At 70.0% G+C, this 9,605-nt stretch carries 10 protein-coding genes and 2 pseudogenes; 7 read left to right on the top strand and 5 right to left on the bottom strand.

Features of this window, described 5'->3' with window-relative positions; all coding sequences use genetic code 11:
* Window positions 1–163: 163 nt before the first annotated feature.
* Together ACP4J0_RS02350 and ACP4J0_RS02345 are read right to left on the bottom strand one after the other, a co-directional pair.
* Window positions 164–811 (bottom strand): LysE family translocator, encoded by a 648-nt coding sequence (locus ACP4J0_RS02350; RefSeq protein WP_426596895.1) that lies wholly within the window; start codon window positions 809–811, stop codon window positions 164–166.
* Window positions 804–1,448: a hypothetical protein gene (locus tag ACP4J0_RS02345; RefSeq protein WP_426596894.1), complete on the bottom strand. Its 645-nt coding sequence runs from the start codon at window positions 1,446–1,448 to the stop codon at window positions 804–806. The genes ACP4J0_RS02350 and ACP4J0_RS02345 overlap by 8 nt, the downstream gene beginning before the upstream one ends.
* Window positions 1,449–1,589: 141 nt before the next feature.
* Between ACP4J0_RS02345 and ACP4J0_RS02340 the strand changes: the two genes are divergently transcribed.
* Window positions 1,590–2,936, top strand: coding sequence for a PLP-dependent aminotransferase family protein (locus ACP4J0_RS02340; protein WP_426596893.1), 1,347 nt, complete (start codon window positions 1,590–1,592; stop codon window positions 2,934–2,936).
* Here ACP4J0_RS02340 and ACP4J0_RS02335 read toward each other — a convergent pair.
* On the bottom strand, window positions 2,926–3,819 hold the full coding sequence (locus ACP4J0_RS02335) for an NAD(P)/FAD-dependent oxidoreductase (protein WP_426596892.1): 894 nt from the start codon (window positions 3,817–3,819) through the stop codon (window positions 2,926–2,928). The genes ACP4J0_RS02340 and ACP4J0_RS02335 overlap by 11 nt on opposite strands.
* Before the next feature lie 634 nt (window positions 3,820–4,453).
* Between ACP4J0_RS02335 and ACP4J0_RS02330 the strand changes: the two genes are divergently transcribed.
* Window positions 4,454–5,341, top strand: a complete 888-nt coding sequence (locus ACP4J0_RS02330; RefSeq protein ID WP_426596891.1) for a LuxR C-terminal-related transcriptional regulator — start codon at window positions 4,454–4,456, stop codon at window positions 5,339–5,341.
* Between the two features lie 65 nt (window positions 5,342–5,406).
* On the opposite strand, the pseudogene ACP4J0_RS02325 reads toward ACP4J0_RS02330, so the two are convergent.
* Window positions 5,407–5,837: pseudogene (locus ACP4J0_RS02325) on the bottom strand (alpha/beta fold hydrolase); the annotation flags it as partial.
* Window positions 5,838–5,842: 5 nt separating this feature from the next.
* Between ACP4J0_RS02325 and ACP4J0_RS02320 the strand changes: the two are divergent.
* Window positions 5,843–6,092 (top strand): annotated as a pseudogene (locus ACP4J0_RS02320) (TetR/AcrR family transcriptional regulator); the annotation flags it as partial.
* An 8-nt stretch (window positions 6,093–6,100) separates the two neighbouring features.
* On the opposite strand, the gene ACP4J0_RS02315 reads toward ACP4J0_RS02320, so the two are convergent.
* On the bottom strand, window positions 6,101–6,598 hold the full coding sequence (locus ACP4J0_RS02315) for a hypothetical protein (protein ID WP_426596890.1): 498 nt from the start codon (window positions 6,596–6,598) through the stop codon (window positions 6,101–6,103).
* A 137-nt stretch (window positions 6,599–6,735) separates the two neighbouring features.
* On the opposite strand from ACP4J0_RS02315, the gene ACP4J0_RS02310 reads away from it, so the two are divergent.
* The 4 genes from ACP4J0_RS02310 (at window position 6,736) to ACP4J0_RS02295 (ending at window position 9,471) form a co-directional block, all read left to right on the top strand.
* Entirely contained in the window at window positions 6,736–7,611 is an 876-nt protein-coding gene (locus ACP4J0_RS02310) for a GNAT family N-acetyltransferase (RefSeq protein WP_426596889.1), read from the top strand.
* Window positions 7,612–7,793: 182 nt separating this feature from the next.
* A complete protein-coding gene (locus tag ACP4J0_RS02305; protein WP_426596888.1) occupies window positions 7,794–8,324 on the top strand; it encodes a helix-turn-helix domain-containing protein in 531 nt (176 codons plus the stop codon).
* Window positions 8,325–8,404: 80 nt separating this feature from the next.
* Window positions 8,405–9,016: a hypothetical protein gene (locus tag ACP4J0_RS02300; RefSeq protein ID WP_426596887.1), complete on the top strand. Its 612-nt coding sequence runs from the start codon at window positions 8,405–8,407 to the stop codon at window positions 9,014–9,016.
* Window positions 9,017–9,135: 119 nt separating this feature from the next.
* A complete protein-coding gene (locus tag ACP4J0_RS02295) occupies window positions 9,136–9,471 on the top strand; it encodes a DUF2516 family protein (protein ID WP_426596886.1) in 336 nt (111 codons plus the stop codon).
* The last annotated feature ends 134 nt before the right edge of the window (window positions 9,472–9,605 follow it).

Genomic DNA, 9,605 nt, shown 5'->3' with positions numbered 1-9,605 from the left:
CATCGACGCCCTCACCCACGGCGACGTCGGAGTGCGCTCCCTCCAGGAACACGCCGAGTTCCTGACCGCGGCCCGCGGCCAGGAGCCGAAGCAGGCCGGAGAGCGGCGCAGGGGCCGGTCGCGTGATCTCGCGACCGGCCCCGGCGGCTGTTCCGCCGTTCCGTCAGCTCGCCTTGGCCGGGCCCGACGTGTCGATGGCCAGGGAGACGGCGAGGGCGCCGAGCACCGTACCCATCATGTAGCGCTGCACCTTGAGCCAGGAGGGGCGGCGTGAGAGGAAGACGGCGATCGCGCCGGCCGCCAGGACGATGGCGAGGTTGACCGCGACGCTCACCACGATCTGGATCGACCCCAGGATGAGGCCCTGGAGGAGGACGTGGCCCTCGTCCAGGTTGATGAACTGGGGGATGAGGGAGACATACATGATGGCGATCTTCGGGTTGAGCAGGTTCGTCATCAGCCCCATGGTGAACAGCCTGCGGGGCGAGTCGTGCGGCACGTCCTGCGGGGAGAAGACGGAGATGCCGCCCGGCTTCAGGGCGTTCCACGCGAGGTAGGCGAGGTAGGCGGCGCCGGCCAGCTTCAACGCGAAGTACAGCTCGGGTACGGCGATGAAGACGACCGACAGGCCCAGGTTCGCGGCGATCAGATACACCATGAAGCCCAGTGCCACACCGCCGAGGGAGACCATCCCGGCGCGCCTGCCCTGGGTGATGCTGCGGGAGACGAGATAGATCATGTTCGGGCCGGGGGTGAGCACCATGCCGAGGGCCACCACCATCACGCCGAGGATCCCGCTCAGTTCAACCATGAAAACCCCTCATTCGCTGTTGCGTTGCGCCGCCGTTCCCCTCGCACGCCTCGGCGGCGCTGCCGTCGCGCGCGGCCTCGGCGAGGTCGTGCGCGATGTCGTGGAGGAGGTGACGGGTGAAGAAATCGACGGTGAGCCGCGGGTCGGCCAGGCGGGGATCGTCGCGGCCCCAGTCGTCGGCGGTGAGCGTGGCCAGGCGGTGGGCCAGGGCCTCGGCGGCCCGCCCCAGCTCCTCCGCCACCTGCCGCGGCTCCTCGTCCTGGTAGCGCCGGACGGATCCGGGGCAATCCTCGGAAGCCCCGCCATCCCCGCCTTCCGTACCAGCCGATGATCTCGGTGCAATAGGCGATTGACCCGATTGCTTCACCAGGATTGCATCGAGATGCATGTGGAACAGCAGGCACATGTCCCGGACGTGGCAGCCGCGCTCCAGAGGTGACCAGGCGGGTGTGCCCGCGCGCCGCCTGCTGAGTCCCGGGTCCCGCAGCAGCCGCTGCCAGTCCGCCGCGCACTCCCGTAGCGCGTCGGCGATCGTGTCCTGCCTGATGGGGCCGGAGGTGAAGCCGCAGCGACGGCAGTCGGGCAGGGGTGGAGGAGCGTGGCCGAGCGGTGACCGGGATCGTGCCGTCATGTCCACCGAACCAGCACCCCTTCCTGACCTCGGAGCAATGCCTGGAGCTTAAGAGCAGAGCAATGCTCGATGCAACCTGTGTATTGCACTCGGGGCAATGTTGTGGTTGGATGGAGGCCACCCGGACGGACGAGGGGAGCGCGCGCCGTGAAGGACTATCGGACTGTCGCCGACGCGGTGGCCGAGGAGATCAGAGCCGGCGTCCTCCGCTCCGGCGACCGGCTGCCCCCGCAGCGCGAGTTCGCGCGGCAGCACGGCATCGCCAACTCCACCGCCACGCGCGTGTACCAGGAACTGGCCCACCGCGGGCTGACGGTGGGCGAGGTGGGACGCGGCACCTTCGTCCGCGCCGTGTCCGCGAAGTCAGGTGCCTCCGCTCCCGCGCTCACCGAACCCGCCGGCAGCCGGATCGACCTCGAGCTCAACTACCCGGTCGTACCGGAACAGAGCGCACTCCTCGCCCAAGGGCTCAGCGGCCTGCTGCGTCCCGACGCCCTCGGACACGCCTTGCGGCCGGTCGGCGCGTCCGGGCTCCCGGCTGCCCAGGAGTCCGCCGCCGACATCCTCGCCCGCGGCGGCTGGCGCCCCGACCCGGCCAGCATCCTGTTCGCGGGCAACGGACGGCAGGCCATCTCCGCCGTCATCACCGCCCTGGTCCCACGGGGTGGGCGCCTCGGCGTCGAGGAGCTGACGTACCCCTTCGTCAAGGCCGTCGCCGCCCGGCTCGGCATCACCCTCGTCCCGCTCGCCATGGACGGTGACGGACTCGTCCCGGAGGCCGTCGAGGAGGCCCACGCCGCCGCCCCGCTGCACGCGGTCTACGTGCAGCCGAGGCTGCACAACCCGCTCTCGCTCACCATGCCCACGCAGCGGGTCGAGCGGCTGGCCGACGTACTGCTGCGGCTCGGGGTCCCCGCGGTCGAGGACGCCATCTGGGCGTTCCTCCGCGACGAACTGGCACCGCTCGCCGCGTACGCCCCCGAGCGGACCGTACTGATCGACAGCCTGTCCAAGCGCATCGCCCCCGGCCTGACCCTCGGCTTCGCGGTGGCGCCCGCCGCCCTGGCGAGCGAGATCGCCGCCGCTCTCCGGTCGGGCGGCTGGACCCCCATGCGCTTCGCCCTGGAGGCCGCCCACCGCTGGCAGCAGGACGGCACCGCGAAGAAGCTGGTGGACGCCAAGCAGCGGGAAGCGGCGGTACGGCAGGAGATCGCGGCCCGGCACCTCGCCGGTTTCGCCGTGCAGAGCGATCCACGCTCCTACCACTGCTGGTGGCAGCTGCCCCGCCCGTGGCGCGCGGACACGTTCGTCGCCGCCGCCGCGCGGCACGGCATCGGGGTGGTGCCCGCGGCCGCGTTCACGATCGGCGGCGGCCACGCCCCCAACGCCATCCGGGTCGGGCTCGCCTCGCCGCAGCCGGACGTCCTCTCCCAGGCACTCGGCACGCTCGCCGGACTCGCCCGGTCCGCGCCGGAGGACCTCGTCACCGACTGACGCCCGCCCCGGCGGACACGATGGGGAGGCCCGGCAGCGGGGAACACGGACCGTCGGCGTGGAGGACTTCGCCGTACGCCTCCCTGTACCGCTTCTCGAACTCCGCGAAGGCGGCCCCCTCGTCCGCCGTTCCGCGCAGAAACCCGTCGAGGGCGCGGGCCGCGAGCCCGGCGCCGCAGCAGGCCAGACGTATCCCATGCGGCGGGAGCGAATCCGACTCCCAGGAGCACGCGGCGTCGCCGACAAGCACCATCCCGGGACGCCACAGCCGGTCGGCGGCGTACGACCGGTGCGGGCGCACCCGGATCCGCCCGTGACGGCCGCCGCGCACCCGGGTGGCCCCCGCCAGGAAGTCCCTGACCGGCGGACACTCCTCGGCGAAGCCGTACAGCGATCCCTCGGGATCCTCGTGCACCCGGTCCGCCAGATCCTGCCGCACCACCGCCCCGACACGGGCAAGCCCGCGGCCGGCCGGCGCGATCCAGAACCAGCCGCCGCCGAACGGGAAGCGCCGCGCTCCTCTCACCCGACTGAAGTCGGCCTCGAAGCAGGCGTACACGGCCAGTCCGGACCAGCCGCGGCCACCGGCGACATGACGGCGCAGCAGACTGTCGCCACCCGAGGCGTCCACCACATAGCGGGCCCGCACCGTACGGGCCGGGCCCTCCTCCGGACGGTGACGCAGCCCGGTGACCCGCTCGTTCTCGGTGACCACGTTGACGGCGGCACACCGCTCACGTACCTCGACGCCGTCGACGAGCCCCGGACACGCGTCCCGCTCCAGCAGCAGCACCCGGTGCCCCCGCCCGGCCACGAGGGCCGCCGTGAGCAGCCCGGCGGGGCCTCCACCGGCGACAACGACGTCGTACCGCTCGCTGGACATACTGCATTTCCCCCAGAGGTCGGTGTGCTGTGAATTTTTCGGCTCGCAAGTGAACTTTCGATGTCATCCCGGGGAAACCGCCAGATCCGCTGAAAGAACCCAGACATGCCGGAAGAACTGCGGGAAAGACCCCCGGGTTCTTCTTGCGTCACACGGAATTCCTTGACGGCTAAACTACTTCCCAATGGCCGAATTCAGCCCCCAGGCCGAGTCGTCGCGCGTATCCGCGACAGCCGCGGCAAGTGCGGCGCAGGCGTGGCCGTACCGGACAGTATGGGACATCGTTGATACCTCGCCGGTGTGAGTAGTTCCACGTTTAGCAATATCTCGCCGTTCGGGCGGCAATGATCAGTCGCGGCCCCGAATCAGGTCGAAAGGCCTGGGTGGGACGTGCTCGACCGCGCTACCCCCAACCTGGTCAATCATGAAGGCGGGCGGATGGGAGCGCGAGGGCGGCCGACGTCGGGATTACGCAACGCGACAACATGTAGGGGGGTATATGTGTCAGGAAAAGGGTATCGAGGACAAAGGCAACGACCGAGGTGGCGTTGACGGATCTTCGCGAGAGGTGTATTTCTGCACTCAGGGCTTGGAGCGTTACGGTGAAGCCCTCAATGACGGGACGATATCGGGAGTGGTTCCCGATTGCCTCATCGCTTATGGGCTGCTGCGCCCCCTGCCGGGCGTGGCCGGATTCTACGTCCCGATCCCCCCGAACGTCGCCGAGGCGGAACTCTGCCGCTCCGTGGTGCGAGAAATCGAACACCACGAGAACACGCTGGCGTCACTGCGGTCCTCCTTCGTGGCCGCGGAAAGCCTCTACCGCAGGGCGCACCACGACGCCGGAGTCCCCATCGAGTCCCTGAGGGGCGCGGATGTGATCAGCCAGTCACTGCGGCTGGCCGTCGATGCCTGCGAGGAGGAACTGCTCACGGCACAGCCGGGCGGCGGCCGCTCCCCGGCCCTCCTGGCCGAGGCCCTGCCCCGCGACCTCGCACTCGTGCGGCGCGGCGTCGGACAGCGGACGCTGTACCAGCACAGCGTCCGCTCCCACCAGCCGACCCTCGCCTACATAGAGCGCGTGACGGCCGAAGGCGCCGAAGTCCGCACCCTGGACGAGATATTCGAACGCGTCATCATCTGCGACCGCGCGGTCGCCTTCATCCCCGGCATCCCGGAACGCAAGACCGCCGCGCTCGCCGTCCGGCACCCCGGCGCCGTCGCCTTCCTCGTCAAGGTCTTCGAGCACGCGTGGGAACGCGCCCGGCCGGTTTCCCTCGTCGCCGAACAGCACCGCCCGAATCCGCTGACCGACTCGGTCCGCGCCGCCATGCTCCGCATGGTCGTCACCGGCCACACCGACGAGACGATCGCCGCCCGCCTGGGCGTGAGCTCCCGTACGGTCTCCGCGAACATCAAGAAGGTCGCCGAAGTCCTGGGCAGCCGCAGCCGCGCCGAACTCGGCTACCTCGTCGCCCAGCGCCGCCTGCTCGAACAGGAGGAGGAACCGGTGGGTTCCTGATGCCGCGGGCAGTATGCGGCGAGGCTGCCGAGGATCCCGCCGGCGACCCTGATCGCCTCAGCGCCTCAGTGCCTCAGCGTCTCAGCGCCGCGGAGGTGAGACTGAGCATGGTGTTTGTCTGCCCTCCTGCTGGAGCGCCAACGGCCGCTGAAGAAGTCGGTGAGGGCGGCGGCGACGGCCTCGGGCTGCTCCTCGGGGCTGTAGTGACCGGCGTCGGGCACGATGACGCCGGTCACGTTCTCGGACCACGTGCTGATGGAGGCCGCCATGTCCGGGATCGAGCCGTGGCTGCTGGAGATTCCGAGGACGGGCGCGGTCAGTCGCCGTTGCTCGAGTGCCGCGCGGTTCTTGCGCGCGGACTCGGCGGCGTCACGGTAGTAGGCGAGGCCGGCGCGCAGGCCGCCATCGACGGCGAGGGCCACGGAAGGCCGAGCACCACGTGGAACGCGAGGTGCCAAGTCTTGAACGCCAGAGTCGGGTCGAGGGGGATCGCTTCCTGGTCCGGCGCTGAGCCCGAGCGTCGCCGGAGCACGTCAAAGAGCTGTTCGGCCTCCAGCGCCCGCGCCTGCGCACCGCGCTGAAGGCCGGCGGAATGTCCGACGAGAACGCCCAGGACTTCGCCGTACACGTAGCGGCCGTGAACCAGTCTCTCGCGGTCATGGGTAGGGCCGGGTCGAGCCCGGAGGAACTCCGGGCGATCGTCGGCGTGACCGTCGACGCGCTCGCGCGGGCGCTGGGACCGGTGGGATAGCCGGCATGTCAACCGGGTGCCGAAGGAACTGCTCGGCGATGCCCTCGGCACGCGCGGCGGTCTGGGCATGCACCCGGCCCGGCTGTCCGTTCCCAGAAGATCTGGATCGAGGAGGTGTCTCTGAGCTGGGCCTTGTCAGTTCCGCTGGGACGGGTTCGAAGCCGGGCGGCCCAGTGGATCTGCACGGTGTTGCGCCTGCTTGAGCGCGAGCTGGGACGGTCCCATAGTCCGGTGACCTCCGGCGTGAAGTCCAGCAGCATCACATGATCCCGCTCCAGCCAGGACTCGAACCCCACATGCCCACCGGTCGTCGCCGACCAGTACAGCCCAGGGAAATGCCGCTGCCCCCGGTAGGACGGGAACCCCCGCACCGGTCCGCCTTCCTCGAACGCCACCGAGACGGCCTCGGACAGAAGCCGCCGGTGCTCGCCCGCGGCATCCCGCCAGCCCACTTCGAAGCCGTCCACCTGTGACGGCGCCGACCCCTCCAGCTCACGCAGCCCCATGTATGCCACTGTGCAGTTCCGACGGGACTGAGCAGGAAGAACGGGACACAAACCCCTCATGTGAGTGACCGGCGCCCACGCGCCAGAGCACCGATACTCCGTTGCTTGATCAAAAACCGGTTCGACAGCATGGCGCCATGCGACGACATGAGCACGCCGGACCCGCAGCACTGCGCGCTATGCAGAGCCTGGCCACCCGCACCTTTCCGGCAACCGGCTACCACCACATCGGCGACCTCACATGGAACTGGTGCCTGGCCCTCGACCGCGCCGGCCAGTGCCCGACAGCCGTCTGGACCCAGGACGAACAGACGCTGGCCTGGGGCTGGTTAGAACTGCCCGACACCTTGATGCTCCAGGTCGACCCGGAGCACCCGGAACTGGCTCACGAGGTCCTCGCCTGGGCCGAACACACGGCATCAGGCCCGCTGAGCATCGACGTCACCGAGACCGAACCACACCTGATCAAGGCACTGGAACAGCGCGGATACGCACGGACCACCGACGGACCGTTCATGACGTGCCTTGGCCGCCCCCTCACCGACCTGCCGGACATCCCGCACCTGCCGGACGGCTACTCGATCCACCCCCTGCGCGACCATGCCGACATGGCAGGCCGGGCAGCAGCACACCGCGCCGCCTTCGGATCGACCCGGATCACCACCGAACGACACGCCCGCATGAGAGACACCTGGCCCTACCGGCCCGAACACGACCTCATCGTGACCTCGCCCACCGGGGAAGTCGTCGCCTACTGCCAAGGCTGGTACGACCCGACCAATGGAATCGGTGAGTTCGAACCCGTCGGCACCCACCCCGATCACCGTCGCCTGGGCCTCGCCCGAGCCGCCTGCATCGCGGTGCTGCACGCCTTCGCCGACGCCGGTGGCCACCGTGCCATCGTCTACTCGCGCGGCGACGCCGCATACCCCATCCCCAAGCGGCTGTACGAGTCCTTGGGCTTCACCGCGTACACCCGCACCCACACCTATGTCGGCGCACCGACCGGCTGAGACGCCGACCGGGTCCCGCTGATCAGAACAACCGGGCCCGATCACTTCACCGATCAGATAGCGCGGGAAGCGCTCACCTTCACTGGGAACGGACACCGGCCGCAGGAGGCGCGGGTGGCGCGGAGGCGCACTATTGCAAGCGCGTGCTTGCAATAGTTAGCAGCTTGGGGCATCGTGGAGGCATGGCATCGCTCAACGTCGGCAATCTCGGTGAGTACCTGCGCGAACAGCGGCGCACCGCGCAGCTGTCACTGCGGCAGCTCGCCGATGCCGCGGGCGTGTCCAATCCGTACCTGAGCCAGATCGAGCGCGGGCTGCGCAAGCCGAGCGCTGAGGTGCTCCAGCAGGTCGCCAAGGCGCTGCGGATCTCCGCCGAGACGCTGTACGTGCGCGCCGGGATCCTCGACGCCGAGCGGGACCGGGACGAGGTGGAGACGCGTGCGGTCGTCCTCGCCGATCCCTCGCTGACCGAGCGGCAGAAGCAGGTGCTGCTCCAGATCTACGAGTCCTTCCGCAAGGAGAACGGGTTCGTGGCCGACACGGACGACGACGAGGCGGCGGCCCGGGGCAGACCCGGCAGATCCGGCAGCGCCGCGACGGCGGACCAGGACGGACCGGCGGACGACACCCTCGACGGCGGTGCCTCCATACCCGGACACCGCCCCCGTACGACCGGCGGCAGTGACGCCGGCCCGCAGCAGACGGCCGGGTGAGCCGGAGCGAGCGGCCGGCCGCCCGGGACGCGGGACCACCACAAACCCTCAGCCGAACGTATTCCCGGAGGACCATCACCATGGCCATCACCGACGACCTGCGCAAGACCCTCAGCGACCCCACCCCGCTCTACTTCGCCGCGGGCACCGCCGACCTGGCCTTCCAGCAGGCCAAGAAGGTGCCGGTGCTGGTGGAGCAGCTGCGCGCCGAGGCGCCCTCCCGTATCGAGGCCGTGCGCAACACCGACCCGAAGGCCGTCCAGGAGAAGGCGACGGCCCGCGTCAAGGAGACGCAGGGAACCCTCCAGGCCAAGGCCAACGAGCTCTTCGGCTCCCTCGACGCCGACTTCAGGAAGCTCGGCGAGACCGCCCAGGACCTCGCGCTGCGCTCGGTCGGCGTCGCCGCCGAGTACGCCATCAAGGCCCGGGAGACCTACGAGAAGGTCGCCGAGCGCGGCGAGCACGCGGTGCGCACCTGGCGCGGCGAGGCCGCCGAAGGCATCGAGGACCTCGCCGAGGAGGTGGAGGAGCTCGCCGTGGCCGTCGAGCCGTCCAAGCCGGCCAAGTCCGAGCCGGTCGAGGTCACGGAGGACAAGCCCGCCGCGGCGAAGAAGGCCCCCGCGCCGCGCAAGGCTCCGGCCAGGAAGAGCACCAACGCCACCGCGAAGAAGACGACGCCGCCCGCCAAGTAACCGGGGCGACGGATACCGAGAGCACGGCACGGGCCGGGCACCCTTGGGGTGTCCGGCCCGTTCTCCGGGTACGGTGACGGCGTAGAGACGATCCGAGTCTGGTGGTGGACGTTGTGCTGATGCAGGGGTTCGCAGGCTTCATGTGGCTGCTGAGCATCGCCCTGATCCTTTTCAGCGGCTTCGCGTTGATCGACGCCGCCATGCGCCGTGAGGACGCCTACCGCGCGGCCGACAAGAAGACCAAGCCGTTCTGGCTGATCATTCTCGGGCTCGCCTTCGTGGTGAACCTGATCTTCAACATCCTGTCGTTCCTGCCGATCATCGGGCTCATCGCGACGATCGTGTACATGGTCGACGTACGGCCCGCGCTGCGCGGCCTGTCGGGCGGCGGCCGCAGCACCCGCCGCGGCTCCAGCAGCGACGGCCCCTACGGCCCGTACAACGGCGGACGCTGAGGCACGCCCCTCGGGGGCCGGGAGCGCTGACCTCATGCGGCTCCGCCGCGTGGGCACGACCCGCGCCGAAGCGGGCCCGTGGTCGTGGCCGACGTAGTACGACGGTGATCCGCACGGCGGTCGTCGGTGCGGGG

Source organism: Streptomyces sp. WG7, from assembly GCF_049975785.1.
Lineage (GTDB): Bacteria > Actinomycetota > Actinomycetes > Streptomycetales > Streptomycetaceae > Streptomyces.
Note: the sequence above shows the minus strand (reverse complement) of the source record. Positions and strands in the feature narration are given on the sequence as shown.

Coding starts and splice junctions, on each gene's coding strand:
- ACP4J0_RS02350 (WP_426596895.1), bottom strand. CDS start 811: ATGGTTGAACTGAGCGGGATCCTCGGCGTGATGGTGGTGGCCCTCGGC.
- ACP4J0_RS02300 (WP_426596887.1), top strand. CDS start 8,405: ATGGCCATCACCGACGACCTGCGCAAGACCCTCAGCGACCCCACCCCG.
- ACP4J0_RS02305 (WP_426596888.1), top strand. CDS start 7,794: ATGGCATCGCTCAACGTCGGCAATCTCGGTGAGTACCTGCGCGAACAG.
- ACP4J0_RS02295 (WP_426596886.1), top strand. CDS start 9,136: ATGCAGGGGTTCGCAGGCTTCATGTGGCTGCTGAGCATCGCCCTGATC.
- ACP4J0_RS02315 (WP_426596890.1), bottom strand. CDS start 6,598: ATGGGGCTGCGTGAGCTGGAGGGGTCGGCGCCGTCACAGGTGGACGGC.
- ACP4J0_RS02335 (WP_426596892.1), bottom strand. CDS start 3,819: ATGTCCAGCGAGCGGTACGACGTCGTTGTCGCCGGTGGAGGCCCCGCC.
- ACP4J0_RS02310 (WP_426596889.1), top strand. CDS start 6,736: ATGCGACGACATGAGCACGCCGGACCCGCAGCACTGCGCGCTATGCAG.